This is a genomic window from Rhizobium laguerreae (assembly GCF_002008165.1).
GTDB lineage: Bacteria > Pseudomonadota > Alphaproteobacteria > Rhizobiales > Rhizobiaceae > Rhizobium > Rhizobium laguerreae.
Genome location: NZ_MRDM01000010.1, coordinates 1 through 16,751, shown reverse-complemented (window position 1 = coordinate 16,751; position 16,751 = coordinate 1). Strand labels below are relative to the sequence as shown.

Annotated in this window: 15 protein-coding genes, 1 tRNA gene and 1 rRNA gene; 12 read left to right on the top strand and 5 right to left on the bottom strand. The window is 61.3% G+C overall.

Annotated elements, in window-relative coordinates:
* Nucleotides 1-3 precede the first annotated feature (3 nt).
* The 12 genes from BS630_RS08470 to nuoG all read left to right on the top strand — a co-directional run bounded on the left by BS630_RS08470 (nt 4) and on the right by nuoG (nt 13,582).
* Nucleotides 4-1,467, top strand: coding sequence for a monovalent cation/H+ antiporter subunit D family protein (locus BS630_RS08470; RefSeq protein ID WP_077977074.1), 1,464 nt, complete (start codon nt 4-6; stop codon nt 1,465-1,467).
* Nucleotides 1,464-1,718 carry a hypothetical protein gene (locus BS630_RS08465; protein WP_017961912.1) on the top strand — a complete coding sequence of 85 codons (255 nt, stop codon included), beginning with the start codon at nt 1,464-1,466 and terminating at the stop codon, nt 1,716-1,718. The genes BS630_RS08470 and BS630_RS08465 overlap by 4 nt, the downstream gene beginning before the upstream one ends.
* Nucleotides 1,711-3,471, top strand: coding sequence for a Na(+)/H(+) antiporter subunit D (locus tag BS630_RS08460; protein WP_077977073.1), 1,761 nt, complete (start codon nt 1,711-1,713; stop codon nt 3,469-3,471). Before BS630_RS08465 ends, BS630_RS08460 begins: the two co-directional genes overlap by 8 nt.
* Before the next feature lie 8 nt (nt 3,472-3,479).
* Nucleotides 3,480-4,955, top strand: a complete 1,476-nt coding sequence (locus tag BS630_RS08455; RefSeq protein WP_077977072.1) for an NADH-quinone oxidoreductase subunit M — start codon at nt 3,480-3,482, stop codon at nt 4,953-4,955.
* Nucleotides 4,952-6,409 carry an NADH-quinone oxidoreductase subunit N gene (locus BS630_RS08450; RefSeq protein ID WP_077977071.1) on the top strand — a complete coding sequence of 486 codons (1,458 nt, stop codon included), beginning with the start codon at nt 4,952-4,954 and terminating at the stop codon, nt 6,407-6,409. Before BS630_RS08455 ends, BS630_RS08450 begins: the two co-directional genes overlap by 4 nt.
* 134 nt (nt 6,410-6,543) lie before the next feature.
* A complete protein-coding gene (locus tag BS630_RS08445; RefSeq protein ID WP_077977070.1) occupies nt 6,544-6,909 on the top strand; it encodes an NADH-quinone oxidoreductase subunit A in 366 nt (121 codons plus the stop codon).
* Nucleotides 6,897-7,400: a NuoB/complex I 20 kDa subunit family protein gene (locus tag BS630_RS08440; RefSeq protein WP_017961917.1), complete on the top strand. Its 504-nt coding sequence runs from the start codon at nt 6,897-6,899 to the stop codon at nt 7,398-7,400. Before BS630_RS08445 ends, BS630_RS08440 begins: the two co-directional genes overlap by 13 nt.
* Entirely contained in the window at nt 7,397-7,933 is a 537-nt protein-coding gene (locus BS630_RS08435) for an NADH-quinone oxidoreductase subunit C (protein WP_017961918.1), read from the top strand. Before BS630_RS08440 ends, BS630_RS08435 begins: the two co-directional genes overlap by 4 nt.
* A gap of 29 nt (nt 7,934-7,962) precedes the next feature.
* A complete protein-coding gene (gene nuoD / locus BS630_RS08430; RefSeq protein ID WP_077977069.1) occupies nt 7,963-9,177 on the top strand; it encodes an NADH dehydrogenase (quinone) subunit D in 1,215 nt (404 codons plus the stop codon).
* A 16-nt stretch (nt 9,178-9,193) separates the two neighbouring features.
* On the top strand, nt 9,194-9,703 hold the full coding sequence (gene nuoE / locus BS630_RS08425) for an NADH-quinone oxidoreductase subunit NuoE (protein WP_072637295.1): 510 nt from the start codon (nt 9,194-9,196) through the stop codon (nt 9,701-9,703).
* Between the two features lie 4 nt (nt 9,704-9,707).
* A complete protein-coding gene (gene nuoF, locus BS630_RS08420; protein WP_077977068.1) occupies nt 9,708-10,970 on the top strand; it encodes an NADH-quinone oxidoreductase subunit NuoF in 1,263 nt (420 codons plus the stop codon).
* A gap of 32 nt (nt 10,971-11,002) precedes the next feature.
* A complete protein-coding gene (gene nuoG, locus BS630_RS08415) occupies nt 11,003-13,582 on the top strand; it encodes an NADH-quinone oxidoreductase subunit NuoG (RefSeq protein WP_077977067.1) in 2,580 nt (859 codons plus the stop codon).
* 75 nt (nt 13,583-13,657) lie between these two features.
* On the opposite strand, the gene BS630_RS08410 is transcribed toward nuoG, so the two are convergent.
* The 5 genes from BS630_RS08410 to rrf all read right to left on the bottom strand — a co-directional run bounded on the left by BS630_RS08410 (nt 13,658) and on the right by rrf (nt 16,534).
* Nucleotides 13,658-14,098, bottom strand: a complete 441-nt coding sequence (locus BS630_RS08410) for a CBS domain-containing protein (protein ID WP_077977066.1) — start codon at nt 14,096-14,098, stop codon at nt 13,658-13,660.
* A gap of 44 nt (nt 14,099-14,142) precedes the next feature.
* Nucleotides 14,143-14,709 carry an NADH-quinone oxidoreductase subunit I gene (locus tag BS630_RS08405; RefSeq protein WP_077977065.1) on the bottom strand — a complete coding sequence of 189 codons (567 nt, stop codon included), beginning with the start codon at nt 14,707-14,709 and terminating at the stop codon, nt 14,143-14,145.
* Nucleotides 14,710-14,719: 10 nt separating this feature from the next.
* Nucleotides 14,720-15,721, bottom strand: coding sequence for an NADH-quinone oxidoreductase subunit NuoH (gene nuoH, locus BS630_RS08400; RefSeq protein WP_077977064.1), 1,002 nt, complete (start codon nt 15,719-15,721; stop codon nt 14,720-14,722).
* Nucleotides 15,722-16,128: 407 nt separating this feature from the next.
* Nucleotides 16,129-16,205 (bottom strand) — tRNA-Met (locus BS630_RS08395).
* A 214-nt stretch (nt 16,206-16,419) separates the two neighbouring features.
* Nucleotides 16,420-16,534, bottom strand: a 5S ribosomal RNA gene (gene rrf / locus BS630_RS08390).
* Nucleotides 16,535-16,751 lie beyond the last annotated feature (217 nt).

The window sequence follows — 16,751 nt, the reverse complement described above, 5'->3', positions numbered from 1 at the left end:
GGCTTGGACCCGGTGATATCGATCCGGCCGCTACTTGCCGTCGCCGTCGCGGGCCTGGCGGCCCTTGCAGTTCTTCTCCTGAACAACCGCGAGAAACTCCGCGATATCGTCTCGCCATTGGCGGCAATCGCCATGTTCGCAATTGTCGTCTCGATGGCGCCCACGGTGCTGGCGGGCGGGACGGTCGAATTGCGCCTGTTTGAGGTTCTGCCGGGGATTGACTTGGCCTTCCGGGTCGATGCGCTCGGCATGGTGTTTGCCACCGTCTCGTCGCTGCTGTGGATTGTCGCGGCGATCTATTCCATCGGCTACATGCGGCACTTGAACGAGCATGCGCAGACCCGGTTCTTCGCCTGCTTTGCCGCCAGTCTCGCGGCAGCGGTCGGGGGCGCCTTTTCCGCCAATCTGTTCACGCTGGTGATCTTCTACGAGATGCTCACCCTCGTGACCTATCCGCTCGTTTACCACCACGAAGACGAAGAGGGATGGGCGGGCAGCCGCAAGTACCTGGTCTACTTGATGGGAGCGTCAAAGAGCGTGCTTCTCGCCGCGCTGGCGCTGACCTACCACATTGCGGGATCGCTCGACTTTGTCACGGGGGGCCTGCTGGCAGGGAGCGATGCTTCGGCGGCGCTGCTGACAGTCGTCTATTTCTGCTACCTCTTCGGCTTCGCCAAGGCTGCGGTGATGCCGATGCACGCATGGCTGCCTGCCGCGATGGTGGCGCCGACACCGGTCAGTGCGCTCCTGCATGCCGTGGCCGTGGTCAAGATGGGCGTGTTTTGCGTGCTGCGGTTGGTGTTCCATGTGTTCGGCACGGGGCTGGTGGACGGGCTAGGACTGGGCATCGCCACGGCCTATCTGGTCTCGTTCACGATTCTGATGGCGTCGGTCTACGCCCTGACGCGGGACGACCTGAAGGCGCGGCTCGCCTATTCGACGGTCAGCCAGCTCTCCTACATCGTGCTGGGGGCGGTTCTGCTCTCGCCGGTCGCGATGGTCGGTGGGATCATCCACATCGCGGCGCATGCATTCTCAAAGATCACACTGTTTTTCTGCGCCGGGTCGATCTATTGCGCGTCTGGCAAGCGCAACATCAGCGACATGGCTGGTATCGGCCGCCGGTTGCCCTGGACGATGGGGGCGTTCTTCGTCGGCTCACTCAGCATGATCGGCGTGCCACCGACTGCGGGGTTCGTGAGCAAGTGGTATCTGGCGCGAGGCGCGGTGGAGGCGGGGGAAATCGCGTTCCTGATCGTGCTCCTAGCGAGTTCGGTTCTCAACGCCGCTTATTTCCTGCCGGTCAGCTATGTCGCCTTTTTCGGGACGGAGGCGCAAGGGAGCCCGGCAACGGTCCGTGAAATTCCGATGGTGACGATCCCGCTAGTTGCGACCGCCATCCTGTCGGTGGCGATGGGCATCTTCCCCGACTATTTCGTCGCCTTGGCGGAAGGAGTTGTCAGGTGATAAAGCGCGTGGTCGATTTCTTTGGCGACGGAAAGTATGCGACCGAACGGCGTCGGCTTTTCTATCTGGTGCTCGTCCTGATCGTCATCGCCGACTTCCTGGTGCCGCGCGAACACGCCGAATACCCGTGGGACCGTCTGCCGGGCTGGTCGGCCGTCTACGGCTTCTTATCCTGCGTGCTGCTGATTTTCGTTTCCAAGTTCCTCGGTCATCGGGCTGGGCTCATGCGGCGCGAGGACTATTATGACTGACTTCGTCCATCCCGCCCTGCTGTTCATTCTCGGTGCCCTGCCGATCCCCTTTCTGAACGGGTCGATCCGCAAGGCCTATCTGCTGCTGATCCCGATACTTGCGATCCTCACCGTGCTCACGATGCAGTCAGGCAGCTACGGCGCGGCATCGTTCATTGGGCAGGAAATCCTCATCGCGAAGGTCGACAAGCTGAGCATCGTCTTCGCAACGGTCTTCACCATTATGGCGCTGATCGGAACGGTCTACGCTCTGCACCTGACGCGCCCCGGCCAGCATGTCGCTGCGTTCGTCTATGTCGGCAGCGCGCTTGGCGTGGTTTTCGCCGGCGACTACCTGACCTTGTACCTGTTCTGGGAAGGCATGGCGTTTGCCTCTGCCTATCTGGTTTTCGCCCAGGGCGGCCGGCAGGCGGTTGCCGCCGGTTTCCGCTATCTCATGGTCCACATCACCGGCGGCGTCGTTCTGCTCGGTGGCGTCATTCTCCACGAGCTCGCCACGGGTTCGCTGCTCCTCGGCCCGATCGCGGGGGGGATGGGCGTCGGCGCCTACCTGATCCTTGCCGGGTTCATGCTCAACGCCGCGGTGCCGCCCCTTAACGCTTGGCTGACTGATGCTTACCCGGAGGCGACTGTCACCGGGGCGGTGTTTATGAGCGCCTTCACCACGAAGACCGCCGTCTATGTCCTGGCGCGGACGTTTCCGGGGACCGAGCTTCTGGTTTGGCTCGGCACTGCAATGGCGCTTTACGGTGTCATCTACGCGGTGCTGGAGAACGACTGCCGGCGGCTGCTCGCCTATCATATCGTCAGCCAAGTGGGCTACATGGTGGCAGGTATCGGCATCGGCACCGAGATGGCAGTGAACGGCGCCTCCAGCCACGCCTTCGCGCATATCCTCTACAAGGCACTGCTATTCATGGGCGCAGGAGCGGTGATCCACGTGACCGGCCGCCGCAAGCTCACCGAACTTGGCGGGCTCTACAGGACCATGCCGATAACGGTGGCGCTCTATATGGTCGGCGCCTTCGCAATCTCGGCGTTTCCGTTCTTCTCAGGCTTTGTCACCAAATCGATGGTGATTGCCGCCGCCGGACAGGATCATCGGGCGCTGGTGGTGGTGGCGTTGACGATGGCGTCGTCGGGGACGTTCCTGCACACGGGCCTGAAGCTCCCGTATTACATGTTTTTCGGCGTGGACCGGAAACTGGAGGCGCGGGAGCCGCCGCGCAACATGCTGGTTGCGATGGGCATGGCGGCGGTGCTCTGCATTGCGATCGGGGTATTCCCGCAGCCGCTTTACGCTCTCCTTCCCTATTCGGTCGACTTCGAACCCTATACGGGCGTCCATCTCACCGAGAGCCTCAGCTTGTTGATGTTCACCGCACTGGGATTCGTGCTGTTCCTCAGGGCGCTCGACCCCGAGAACACGATCAGCATCGACACCGACTGGTTCTACCGCAAGGGCGCGCGGCTCTTCATGTGGTTCGCCGAAAAACCGCTGGCGCGCTATGAGAAGGCGGTAAGCAACGTGTCCGAGACAGCCGCACTACCCTTCCTGCATGGGACGGCACGGGCGGGACTGTGGATCGATCTCACCGGCGTGGACGCCGTCGTGAACGGCGTCGCCCGCTCGATCCTGCGCGGCGGCGGGCGGCTCCGGCGGCTCCAGACCGGCGTCGTGACCCATTACGCGCTGGCGATGATCGCTGGTGTGATCGCAGCCGCCGTGGTCTTCGCCGTAGTATGGCGGTAGGGGGCGCGATGGGATTGCCGCTTCTGAGCTTCATAATTTTCACGCCCGTCGCCGGGGCAGCGGTTCTGATGTTTCTCCGCGGCGACGATGCGGTGCGCTGGACAGCGCTGGGTGTCACAATCCTCGACCTCGCCCTCTGCATCGCCATGCTGGCCGGATTCGACACCACGACCCACGAGATGCAGTTCACAGAGAAGCGCTCTTGGGTGCCCGCGCTCGGGATCACTTATGCGCTTGGTATCGACGGGATAAGCGCGCTCTTCGTGTTCCTGACCGCGTTGCTGGGTTCGATCTGTGTGCTCGCCTCGTGGGTTGCGATCGACCGCAAGGTGAAGGCGTTCATGGTCAGTCTGCTCTCCATGCAGGCGCTGATGCTGGGGGTGTTCTGCGCGCTCGACCTGTTCCTGTTCTACGTTTTCTGGGAAGCGATGCTGATCCCGATGTACCTGATCATCGGCGTCTGGGGCGGCGACGGCCGGATCTATGCGGCGTTCAAGTTCTTCCTCTACACTCTGGCGGGCAGTGTCCTGTTCCTGGTCGGTGTCATCGTGCTCTATTTCAACGGCGGCGAGACCTTCGACATCCTCGCCCTCACTGCACAGGATTTGCCATTCCGGGTCCAATCCTGGCTGTTCTTCGCCTTCCTGATCGCCTTCGCGGTCAAGGTGCCGATGGTCCCGGTCCATACCTGGCTGCCGGACGCCCATGTACAAGCGCCGACCGCGGGCAGCATCATCCTCGCGGGCGTACTCCTGAAGATGGGCGCCTATGGGTTCCTGCGGTTCTCGCTGCCGATGCTGCCAGAGGCGTCGGTATATTATTCGACACCGATGCTTTCGCTTTCAGCGCTTGCGATCGTCTATGGCGGGTTGCTCGCGCTGGCACAGGACGATCTGAAGAAACTGGTGGCCTATTCCAGCGTCAGCCACATGGGCTTCGTGACCATGGGGATATTTGCGCTGAACCTCCGCGGGCTCCAAGGAGGTATCCTGCAAATGTTCAATCATGGCGTGACGACGGGCGCGTTGTTCCTGTTCGTCGGCTTGATTTACGAGCGGACCCATACCCGCAGCATCGCTGATTATGGCGGGCTGATGAAGGCAGCACCCGTCTATACCGCGTTTCTTGCGCTGTTTACTCTGTCGTCGATGGCGCTGCCGGGAACGAATTCGTTCGTCGGCGAGTTGCTGGTCCTGTCGGGCGGGTTTGCGGCCAACCTGGCCATCGGCGCGGCCGCCGTTGTGGGCGCGTTGCTTGGCGCGGCCTATCTGCTTGGCATGTATAGGAAAGTCGCGCTTGGTCCGGCCAGCGTCAGCGTCCGGTTCAAGATACGCGACGTGAACGCCCGCGAGCTGGCAGCGACCCTGCCGCTGGCCGTCTTCGTGCTGTGGGTCGGGCTCTATCCGAAGCCCTTTCTCAATATCATGGACGCTTCGGTGGAACATCTGCTGGTGCAGGTGCATGCCAAGGGGAGCGGCCAATGATCGTCGCCGCACTTTTCCAGTCGGCCCTCGCAAGCCTGCCCGAGATCGTGGTGATTACTGGAGCCTGCATCCTGCTGATCCTGGGACAGTTTTTGCGCAAGGGGCAGAAGTATTTCCTTGTCTGGGCTTCCGTCACGGTCGTGCTGATTGCCGCCTTGGCGACACTGATGCTGGCGGGAGAAGTGCGGCCGGCCTATACTGGCATGTTCATCGCCGACCGCTTCGCGGTCTTCTTCAAGTTCGTGTTCTACATAGCCACCATTCTGACATTCCTGCTTTCGCGGAAATATGCCGAAATCGAAGGGATCGGGAGCAGCGAATACTATGTCCTGCTGCTTTTCGCCCTTTCGGGAATGATGATCATGGCCTCGGCGACCGATCTCCTCTCGATCTACGTGGGCCTCGAGTTGATGGTGCTTTGCACCTACGTGCTGACCGGATTTCTGCGGCGTGAGCGGCGATCGAACGAAGCGGCGCTGAAATACGCAATCCTTGGTGCGGTCTCGACCGGAATTTTCCTCTACGGCGTTTCGCTGGTCTACGGGCTCACCGGCACGACGCAATTGGACGGTATGGCTGCGGCCGTGACCGGCGCTCCGCGCGACCCCGGCTTGCTGCTGGCGGTGGTCTTCATCGTCGCGGGGCTGGTCTTCAAGGTCGGTGCGGTGCCGTTCCACATGTGGGTGCCGGACGTCTATGAAGGCGCGCCGACGACGATTACCGCCTTCATGTCCGTGGGGCCTAAGGCGGCGGGGTTCGCGGTGATCCTGCGGGTGTTCCTCAACCCTCTGGTCGCAACCTCCAACGTTTGGATCATCGTCGCGGTCATTGCTGTGGTGACGATGGCGCTCGGGAGTTTCGTTGCACTGGTGCAGGATAATTTCAAGCGCCTGCTGGCCTATTCCAGCATCGCCCATGCCGGGTTCGCTCTTTTCGGCGTGGTGGCCGGCGGGGCGGACGGGATCGCCAGCGTGATGATCTATCTGCTGATCTACTCGCTCATGAATCTCGGCATTTTCGGCATCGTCATCGTGATGCGGAACGGCGATTTTTCCGGCGAGGTTATCGAAGACTATGCGGGTCTCGCCAAGTTGCATCCGGGGCTGGCACTTCTGATGCTGCTCTATCTGTTCTCGCTGGCCGGCATTCCGCCAACGGCCGGGTTCTTCGCCAAGTTCTACGTGCTGGTGGCGCTCGTCGAGCGAGGGTTCGTCATCCTGGCGGTGATCGCAGTGCTGCTGAGTGCTGTTGCCGCCTACTTTTATATCCGCATCGTCATGGTGATCTACATGCGCGAGCCGGAAAGGACGTTCGACCCGGCGCTGACGCCCTTGGTGCGCGCGACGCTCGCCTTCACTGCTGCCGGCACCATCGGCATCGGCCTGTTTCCCGCATGGTTTTTAAGACTTGCCCAGCATTCCGTGTTGGCGGCTGACCGATTGAATTTGCAATGATCTGTCCGACGGAATAAACTCAAAGCTCAAGAAAGGATTGCCCAAGTTGCTTCCCGGGGCGACCGCATTACGGTCCTGAACAGGACGGTCGCGGCCTGAGGAAAGCTCTCAGTGGGTAACCGGTGCAGTGCGATATGGCTGCGATGGAATTCTTGCCGGTTCTTTTTATGATCGTCGGAGTCGTTCTGGTGACGGGGGCGACGCTTCTTGTCTCCTCGCTGCTGCGTCCGTCCAATCCCTATCCCGAAAAGAACATGCCCTATGAGTGCGGCATGGACGCCGCGGGTGAGGCCGCCGCGGGGCGCTTCAGAGTGCCGTTTTTTATCCTTGCGATCCTGCTGGTCGTCTTCGATGTCGAGACGATGTTCCTCTTTCCCTGGGCCGTCGTCCTGAAAGACATCGGGCTGGTCGGCTTTGTCGAGATGTTCGTCTTCATATTGCTGCTTCTTGTGGGCTTCGCCTACGCCTGGCTGAAGGGAGCACTCGAATGGGAGGCGTAAACAACGCGATCCGCGACAGCGTGCTGTTCACCACGGCCGAGAGCGTTATCAACTGGAGCCGAAGCTCGGCGCTGTGGCCCGAAACTTTCGGAATTGCCTGCTGCGCCATCGAGATGATCTCGGCGGGGTGCGCCCGCTATGATCTCGACCGGTTCGGCGTGGTGTTCCGGCCATCGCCCCGCCAGTCCGATGTGATGATCATCGCCGGCACAGTAACGCGGAAGTTCGCGCCCGTGGTGCGCCGCCTGTATGACCAGATGCCGGAGCCCCGCTGGGTCATCGCCATGGGCACCTGCGCTATCTCGGGCGGGGTCTACAACACCTACGCGGTGGTGCAGGGAGCGGAGACCTTCGTGCCGGTGGACGTGCATGTGCCCGGCTGCCCGCCGCGGCCCGAGGCGCTGATGCATGGATTCCTGCTACTTCAGGAGAAGATCAAAAAATCCCGAGCACTGGCCGGGACTCCTCTGGATCGGGTTGCAGCGTCATGAGTGTGGAGACGCCCCTCATCCGCACTACGATCACGGAGCGTTTCGGCGAGGCAATCGACGATCTTGGCTTCGCGCATGGTGTACATGCCTTCGCCGCTCCGCCTGACATGATCGTCGAGCTTTGCCGGTTTCTGAAGGAACACCCGGCGTTGCGGTTCAACTTCCTGTCGGACATCTGCGGGGTCGATCATTATCCTGAGATGCCACGCTACGAGACGGTGTACCACCTCTATTCGCTACCGAACAAATGGCGCGTTCGCATCAAATGCCGCCTCGCCGATCCGCCGCGGGTCCCGTCGGTGACGGGGGTCTGGCGAACCGCCAATTGGCATGAGCGCGAAGCCTGGGACATGTACGGGATCAGGTTCGAGGGCCACCCCGATTTGCGCCGGATCTACATGTGGGAAGGGTTCGAGGGCTTCCCGCAGCGCAAGGATTTTCCGCTCCGTGGTTACAAGGACAAGCTGAACCCGTTTGGCGCCGAAGGCACGCCGCCGACGCAGCCCGACCTCGCCACCAAGAACATTCCATAAGGGAGGCCGCTCCACGCCGGAAACTTAAAATGACCGAAGTCACCGAACTGATCAGCCCGCAAGGCGAAGCGTTCGACACCAAGGAGGTGCTTCTCAATCTCGGCCCCCAGCACCCCAGCACGCATGGGGTTCTTCGGCTCGTCCTCGAATTGGACGGTGAGTACGTCAAGCGCGTGGATCCACACATCGGCTACCTCCATCGCGGCACTGAAAAACTGGCGGAGAGCTTCACCTACACCCAGATTTTTCCGCTCACCGACCGGCTCGACTACCTCTGTCCACCGTCGAACAACCTCGCCTTCGCGCTGGCGGTGGAGAAACTCCTCGGCATAGAAGCACCGATTCGCGCACAATATATCCGCGTGATGATGGCCGAGCTGGCGCGGATCTCCGGCCATGTCTTGATCACCGGCGCGCTGCCGATGGACCTCGGCGCCATGACCGCCTTGCTTTACGCCATGCGGGAGCGTGAAATGATCATGGATCTCCTGGAAATGATCAGCGGTGCGCGCATGCACACGTCCTTCTGCAGGGTCGGCGGAGTGCGCGAGGATCTGCCTGACGGTTTCCTTCCCAAGATCAGGGAGTTCTGCGACATCTTCCCGAACCGGATCCGCGACTATGAGCGGTTGCTCGAAAACAACCGGGTATTCCTGAAGCGCACGCAGGGGATCGGCGTAATCTCCGCCGAGGACGCCATCGATCTCGGACTGAGCGGCCCGAACCTGCGCGCCTCGGGCGTCGACTGGGACATCCGCCGCGACGAGCCCTATGAGATTTACGACCGGCTCGACTTCAATGTCATCACCCGCGACGAGGGCGACTGCTATGCACGCTGGCAATGCCGCGTCGAGGAGATGCGCGAGAGCATCCGGATCATCGAGCAATGCCTCGACCAGATGCCCGAAGGGCCGTTCCAGATCGACATGCCAACAATCGCCTTCCCGGTGGACAAGGAGAAGGTGCATTGCTCGATGGAAGCACTGATCCAGCATTTCGACCTGTCGGCCTATGGCTTCAAGGTGCCGAAGGGCGAGGTCTATTCGGCGATCGAGGCGCCAAAGGGCGAGCTCGGCTTCTACATCATCAGCGACGGGTCGCCAAAACCATTCCGCATGAAGGTGCGGGCACCCTCGTTCGTCAACCTTCAGGGACTGTTCGGGGTGACCAACGCCCGCTATCTGGCCGACATGATCGCCGTGCTCGGCAGTCTCGACCCGGTGATGGCGGAGGTGGACAAGTAGCAGGGATTTGAATGCAATGACCATGCGCGAAAAGATAAAAGAGGCAGCGGCGCGGTATCCCGACCAGCGCTCTGCGATCATGCCCGCGCTTCTGATCGCGCAGAGGGAGCATGGCCATCTGCCTGGTCAGGTGCTGGAAGAAGTCGCCGACACTCTCGGAGTCGAACGGATCTGGGTCTACGAGCTGGCGACCTTTTATACGCTCTTCCATACCGAGCCGGTGGGCATGTTCCACCTGCAACTCTGCGACAATGTTTCCTGCATGCTGTGCGGAGCCGAGGACCTGCTGAAGCATCTGGAAACGGCGCTGGCGATCAGCAAGGGCGACACCACGCCGGACGGGCTGTTCACGCTTTCCTCCGTCGAGTGCCTCGGTGCCTGCGAGATGGCTCCGGTGATGCAGGTCGGCGACGATTACCACGGCGCCCTTGATGTCGCGAGTATCGACGCGCTTCTTGACAGGTTGCGGACTGAGGCGGGGCAAGCGACAGGTGTCGATCTCGCCGCCACACCGCCCGGAGAGTAGCGCCATGTTCGAGCCGGTTCTTCTCAAGAACATCGACGTGCCGGACAGTCATTTGCTGTCAACCTACGAAGCCGGCGGAGGCTACCAGGCGCTGGCCAAGGTGCTGCGCGAATACACGCCTGACGAGGTCGTCGAGCTTGTCAAACGGTCCAATCTGCGCGGTCGAGGCGGCGCCGGATTCCCGACCGGCATGAAATGGAGTTTCGTGCCGAAGCAGGTCGACAAGCCGAAATATCTTTGCTGCAACGCCGATGAGGGCGAGCCAGGCACCTTCAAGGACCGGATCATCATGGAGCGCGATCCGCATCAACTCATCGAGGGGCTGGCGGTAAGCGCCTATGCGATTGGAGCCAAAACCGCCTATGTCTACATCCGCGGAGAATATGTGACGGCGATCCGTCGCCTTGAGGAGGCGATCGCCGAGGCACACGAAAAGGGTTATCTGGGATCGCGCATTCTAGGCTCGGATTTCAATTTCACCGTCCACATCCACTGCGGCGCCGGCGCCTATATCTGTGGCGAGGAGACCGCGATGCTCGAGTCCCTCGAGGGCAAGCGGGCGCAGCCGCGATTGAAGCCGCCCTTTCCGGCCGTGGCCGGGCTCTACGCCAGCCCCACAGTCATCAACAATGTCGAGACGCTCGCTTGCGTGCCGCATATCGTTGTGCGGGGGCCGGACTGGTTTCGGGACATCGGCCCGGACAAGAGCCCCGGCCCGAAGCTCTACTGCGTCAGCGGGCAGGTGCACAAACCCGGCCTCTACGAGTTGCCGATGGGCATACCGCTGCGCGAACTGGTCGATCACGCCGGCGGCCCGCTGCCGGGACGCAAGATCAAGGCGGTGATCCCGGGCGGGGTCTCAGCGCCGGTCATCCCGGAGCACGGGCTGGACGTGGGGATGGATTTCGACTCGCTGACTGCTGCCGGCTCGATGCTCGGTTCGGCCGGGGTGATCGTGATCGACGACACCACCTGCATGGTCAAGGTTGCCACCCGGATCATCGAATTCTTCCACCATGAGTCCTGCGGCAAGTGCACGCCATGCCGGGAAGGACTGAACTGGGTCGTGAAGGTCCTGCGCCGGATTGAGGCGGGGGATGGCGCACCCGGCGATCTGGAGCAGCTGGAGATGCTCTGCAAGGGCATTTTCGGCAATACGTTTTGTGCCTTGGGGGACGGCGCAGCGATGGGATTGCGGGCGGCGCTCGCGCATTTCCGCGATGAATTCGTCGCCCATATCGAGGAGCGGAGGTGCCCGTTTCACTGAAGGCGTGCGCCGGGATAGGACTGCGAGGAAGTATGGTTAGCATTGTGGTCAATGAACAAACTCTGGAAGTGGAAGCTGGCTCGACAGTGCTGCAGGCCGCCGAGCGTTTGGGCGTCGACATCCCGACCTTCTGCTATATGAAACGGCTGCCGGCGCTGGCCTCATGCCGCATGTGTCTGGTGGAGATCCAGGGGCTGCGGCGGCTGCAGCCGTCCTGCGCCACCGCGGTCACCGACGGTATGGTGGTGCGGACGAACACGCCTCTGATCGAGGAAACGCGCTCTTCCATGCTCGACATGCTGCTCGCCAACCACCCCCTCGACTGCCCGATCTGTGACAAGGGCGGCGAATGCGAGCTTCAGAACCAGGTGATGGCTTACGGGCCTCGCGAGAGCCAATTCCGCGATGACAAACGTGTGTTCCACTCCGAGGACATTCGTCTGAGCCCGGTCATCATCATGAACGTCAACCGCTGCATCCAGTGCCAGCGCTGCGTCCGGATGTGTGAGGAGGTCGTCGGCGCGGTGGCGCTGGGCACCGTCGAAAAAGGCATGGATACCGCCGTCACCGGCTTCGAGGGCAGTCTGGCAAGTTGCGACCAGTGCGGCAATTGCGTCGAGGTCTGCCCGGTCGGCGCGCTGATGAGCTTCCCCTATCGCTACAAGGCGCGCCCCTGGGATCTCATAGAGACCGACACGGTCTGCCCGCATTGTGGCACCGGTTGCCAGCTGACGGTGGGCACGCGCAAGGGCGAGTTCATGCGGGTGCGCTCGAAGTGGGACGAAGGTGTCAACCACGAAACGCTCTGCGTGCGAGGACGCTTCGGCCTCGATTTCGTTGCAAGCCGGGACCGGATCAAGCAGCCAATGATCCGTCACGATGGCGCCCTGGTTCCGGTTTCCTGGGACGAAGCGGGGGACTATCTGCGCCGGCGACTGTTGGCCGTCGAGAGCAAGGATGCCGGCGGGCTGGCCTCACCTCGCCTGCCCAACGAAGTACTTTATCAGTTCCAGAAGCTGATGCGAACAGTATTTCGGACCAACAACATTGATTGTTCGTCACGCTGGGCCGCGCCCTTCGATACGCTCGGCCCGCTATTGGGAACTTTCTACAGCCGCACGCCGCTGGACGACCTAATCGGCAACGACTGCGTGCTCGTCGTCGGAGGCAATATAACCGAGGAGAACCCGGTCACCGAATACCTGCTGCGGGACAGCGCGCGGCGGCGGCAGACCGGATTGCTCATGCTATCGGCGCGGCCATCGCGTCTGGACGCCGATGCCAGGGTGGTGGTTCGTGTGCCTCCGGGCGGAGAAGCGGCGAGCCTTGCGGCGGTGGTGGCCGGTCTCGTGGCGGCCGCTGGTCAGGCCTTGCCGGGCGGCGCTGTTGCGGACATCGATGCGGCAATCGGCAGGCCAGCGGCGGGCGCCGGCAGTGACGGGCCGGATCGCCTGGCCGCCGCGCTCACGGAAGGCCGCAGCGTCACCGTGCTTGTCAGCGTCGACCTCCTGAGATCACCCGAAGCGCGTGCGACGCTGCAGCAGCTCAACAACCTGCTGCACGTTCTCCGCCTGCTAGGCAAGGGCCCGGCGATGCAGTTTCTCTTCGACCGTGCCAACCAGATGGGCGCCTGGGACATGGGGGTCCTGCCGGCGGCTCTGCCGGGGCTGCGGGCGGTCGCCGATGACGCGGGGCGCGCAACTCTTGCACGAAACTGGAGCGCCGAAATCCCATCTGAATCCGGCGCGGATCTCGACGCCATGCTGGAGCTCTGCGTCGGTGGGCGGATGGGCGCGCTCTACATCGTCGGAACCGACCCCCTGGTCGCCTATCCCGACCGGGACTTTGTGACGCGGGCGCTTGGCGCCGCCGATCTCCTGATCGTGCAGGACGCGTTCCTCACGGATACGGCGGCCATGGCCGAGGTCGTCTTGCCCGCGTCGGGCTACGGCGAGGAATCCGGAACGTTCACCAACAACGAGGGCCGGATCCAGAATGTTCGCAAATTCCGTGAGCCCGTTTTCGAGGCGCGAAGCAATCTGGCGATTGTCGACTTCGTCGCGGCGCTACGCAACCAGGCGCTGCGGCCATCGACGCAAGCTGAAATTTTCGACGAGATTGCCCGGCTGGTTCCGGCCTATCAGGGGTTGACGCAGGACGGGCTTGGCGTCGACGGCGCATTCACCAAGGCGGTGCCAACATTACCGGCTGGCCTGTCCCTTGCGCCGCCGCCCGTTCCAACAGCAGCCGACCGGCTCATGCTGATCACTGGCGACTGCCTGTTCCACAACGGATATCTTTCCGAACGGTCGGACATCCTGAACACAGTCGCCAACGATCCCTATGTCGCGATGAGCGCGCAGGATACCGCGGAGCTTGGCCTTTCGGATGGCGATCTGGTAATCGTGCGTTCCGGCCGAGGTGAACTGACGGCGCAGCTCAAGGTCGACAGGCGGTTTCCAAAGGGCCTCGTCTTCGTTCCGGAAAACTATAGAGCCTTGCGTCTCAACAGCCTGCTGCGGCGGGGCGAATATCCGTGCGCGGTGGAAGTCCAGAAGGCGCATGCCACTCTTGAGGTCGACCGCCCAAGCCGGATCTGGCGTGGGATCTGAAGATTTGGGGTCGGGGCACCGCAAGGCTCCGCAGCAAGCTGCCCGGCCCGGCGTCTTCACATCGAGTTGGCGACGTCAGTGATACCTGGTCCCGCATATGTAATCCTGCAGATCCTGCTCTGTACGCTGCGCTTCGTCGAGCCTGTGTTTAACCACGTCGCCGATGCTGACCACGCCGACAACGTCGCCTCCATCCGTGACCAGCACATGGCGCGTACGCCGCTGGGTCATGATCCCCATCGCGACGGGCAGCAAATCCTGTGTCGAACACGTCGCCACATTGCGGTTCATGATGTCCGCGGCCCGCTTTGCCGCCGCCTCGGCCCCGTATTCCGCCACCGCATTGCAGCAGTCCCGCTCAGACAGCGTACCGAGGTATTTGCCGTTCGATCGGCTGACGACGACGAAGCCGATATTGTTGTCTCGAAACAGCCGCAGTACCTCCACCATCGTTTGATCGGGAGCAACTGCGATGACACCGACACCCTTGTTTTTCATGATTTCACCGACAAACATCTAAGCCTCCTTCCGAGCGCTTCGGTTTGACAGCTGGCGCGCTTTCATGTTCGCCGGATATTCCGCCACCAGTTGTAGCCCTGCGTCTCTTTCGTCTCGACAAGTACGTCCTTCTTCGTATTCAGGCGCGCGGCAACCACGCCGCCGCCGGTTGCCGCCTTACCCGGCTTGGCGAGCAGATCATCGCACCCGATCACCAGGTCAGCTGAGGAAAAACTCGAGAATTCGTATTGTTGGCCAAGCGCGATCGCGTCCGCCGGGCAGGCGTCCTCGCACAGCCCGCAGAACAGGCAGCGGGCCGTGTCGATCTCGAATTTGGCCGGGTGCCGCTTGCCCTTCTCGTCCTCGTAGGGGACGACTTCGATACAGTCGCAGGGACAGATCCGCGCGCAGAGTTCGCAGGCCACGCACTTGATCTCGCCCTCTTCATCACGCGTCAGGAAGTGATGCCCGCGATAGCGGGAGTAGGGTAGCCACTTTTCCTTGTCCGGATACTGCATGGTCACGGATCTGGAGAACATGTAGCCGAAGGTCAGAGCCAAGGCGCTCGCCAGATCGGCAAAGAACGCCCAACCAATCCATGTTCCAACTCTGTCCTGCGCGCGCGACATCGCCGCCTCGCTACGGAGCCGCTACGGCTCCTAAAAGTACACCGGTTATAATTATGTTCGCCATTGAAAGAGGAAGCAAGACTTTCCATCCGATCGCCATCAGTTGGTCGTAGCGGTAGCGGGGGAAAGTGAAGCGGAACCAGATAAACACGTAGACGAAGAACGCGATCTTGAGCACAAACCACAGGAGCGGTGGCAAGGGAATCAGAACTCCGTTCCAACCGCCGAAGAACAGGATCACCACCAGGACCGACACAAGCAATACGATGGCATATTCGCTGACCATGAAGAAGGCAAAGCGGATACCGCTGTATTCGGTATGGAACCCGGCCCCCAGATCACCCTCCGCCTCCGCCAGGTCGAAGGGTATGCGCTGCGCTTCGGCGAGCCCGGCGACGAAGAACACGAAGAATCCGACCGGCTGGTAGACGATGTTCCAGACATCGGCCTGCGCCCGCACGATCTCGAGCAGGCTCATGGATTGCGCCAGCATGACCACGCCGATGACCGCGAACCCCATCGGGATCTCGTAGCTGATCATCTGCGCGCAGGTCCTGAGGCTGCCCAGAACAGCGTATTTGCTGTTGGAGGCCCAGCCGCCGAAGATCACGCCATAAACCTCGATCCCGATCACCGAGAAAACAAAAAGGAGCGCCACATTCATGTTGGAGACGTAGAGCGTGATCTCGTGGCCGAGGACCGAGATAGTTTCGCCGAAGGGGATCGCGACGAACACCACAAAGGGCGGGGCGAGCGCCAGGATTGGCGCCAGTTTGAACAGGAACCGGTCGGCCTCGGCCGGGATGTGATCCTCTTTGGTCAGGAGCTTGATTCCGTCCGCCACCGGCTGCAACAGCCCGTGCCATCCCACGCGCATCGGCCCCATCCGCTGCTGCATGTGCCCGGCGATCTTGCGTTCCAGCCAGGTTAGCGGCAAGGGTAGCAACAGCAGGATCGCAATCAGGAACGCGACCTTCAAGACGATCAGGCCAAGGGCGACGATAAGTTCCATGATCCCGGCTACTTATTCATCGGGTTGAAGCGCACGACCGGACTTTGGCTCCGGCTATACAATGAACACTGCGCGCTTGTCAGACTATATGGTACAACGGCGACGCACCTCATACAATGCCGACGCAGTTATGTCGTCGCTGGCTATGATGTGTCCAGGCTCAGGACGTTTTGAGACGAGTGGCTCGCTGTGCAAGATGAAAGCTTCGCGTTTCCGCCGGTTGCACCGCGCCATTTGCGTATCAAAAGCCGCCGAGGCTCTCATCGCTGCCGGATGAAAGTTCCGTGGCAGGCCAGCTGGCGTCCGGGGAGCTGGACACCCAGCAGAAACGCAAAAAGCTCCTCGACGCTTACGCGGAGGAGCTTTCTGTTAAGCGACTTGAATGGCAAAATATTCAAGTGTGTATCTGGTTGCGGGGGCAGGATTTGAACCTGCGGCCTTCAGGTTATGAGCCTGACGAGCTACCGGGCTGCTCCACCCCGCGCCTAGCGCAAATCCCGAAGGGATTTGTCGCGTCTGAGTAAACGCCTTTGGCGGTTTACGCATACTGCCCGAGCAAATTGCTTTTGCAATTTGTCTCGTGTTTTCCTACCGATGCATTCTAACACAAAAGGCCGCTTTGTGAGCGGCCCTTTTGTTCGGCATGGGCCGTAGAGTTTGTGATGAGAAGATTGTTTTACATCAGTTGCGTTTTGCAGACCTGGCAGCGACCTACTCTCCCGCGTCTTAAGACGAAGTACCATGGGCGCAGGGGCGTTTCACGGCCGTGTTCGGAAAGGGAACGGGTGCAGCCACCCCGCCATAACCACCAGGTCGGCAAAGCGCAACTTTGTTGTTTTGAGAAGCTGGTTCACTGAGTGACTAGTGATTAGTGACTAGTCGGTAGTGGTTTGTTTTTGAACACGTCTTTTGAGGCTTGTGAGGGCAGATGCGAGAGTTTTCACCACTCACTACTGCCTATTCACTACTCACTTCATCGATCCGGACGACCGCTTTTGCGGTCGCCGGGAGATGAGCATAGTCAATGAGA

Excerpts from the sequence above, each read along its gene's own strand:
- BS630_RS08460 (WP_077977073.1), top strand. The coding sequence starts at position 1,711 with ATGACTGACTTCGTCCATCCCGCCCTGCTGTTCATTCTCGGTGCCCTG.
- BS630_RS08455 (WP_077977072.1), top strand. The coding sequence starts at position 3,480 with ATGGGATTGCCGCTTCTGAGCTTCATAATTTTCACGCCCGTCGCCGGG.
- BS630_RS08450 (WP_077977071.1), top strand. The coding sequence starts at position 4,952 with ATGATCGTCGCCGCACTTTTCCAGTCGGCCCTCGCAAGCCTGCCCGAG.
- BS630_RS08445 (WP_077977070.1), top strand. The coding sequence starts at position 6,544 with ATGGCTGCGATGGAATTCTTGCCGGTTCTTTTTATGATCGTCGGAGTC.
- BS630_RS08440 (WP_017961917.1), top strand. The coding sequence starts at position 6,897 with ATGGGAGGCGTAAACAACGCGATCCGCGACAGCGTGCTGTTCACCACG.
- BS630_RS08435 (WP_017961918.1), top strand. The coding sequence starts at position 7,397 with ATGAGTGTGGAGACGCCCCTCATCCGCACTACGATCACGGAGCGTTTC.
- nuoD (WP_077977069.1), top strand. The coding sequence starts at position 7,963 with ATGACCGAAGTCACCGAACTGATCAGCCCGCAAGGCGAAGCGTTCGAC.
- nuoE (WP_072637295.1), top strand. The coding sequence starts at position 9,194 with ATGACCATGCGCGAAAAGATAAAAGAGGCAGCGGCGCGGTATCCCGAC.
- nuoF (WP_077977068.1), top strand. The coding sequence starts at position 9,708 with ATGTTCGAGCCGGTTCTTCTCAAGAACATCGACGTGCCGGACAGTCAT.
- nuoG (WP_077977067.1), top strand. The coding sequence starts at position 11,003 with ATGGTTAGCATTGTGGTCAATGAACAAACTCTGGAAGTGGAAGCTGGC.
- BS630_RS08410 (WP_077977066.1), bottom strand. The coding sequence starts at position 14,098 with ATGTTTGTCGGTGAAATCATGAAAAACAAGGGTGTCGGTGTCATCGCA.
- BS630_RS08405 (WP_077977065.1), bottom strand. The coding sequence starts at position 14,709 with ATGTCGCGCGCGCAGGACAGAGTTGGAACATGGATTGGTTGGGCGTTC.
- nuoH (WP_077977064.1), bottom strand. The coding sequence starts at position 15,721 with ATGGAACTTATCGTCGCCCTTGGCCTGATCGTCTTGAAGGTCGCGTTC.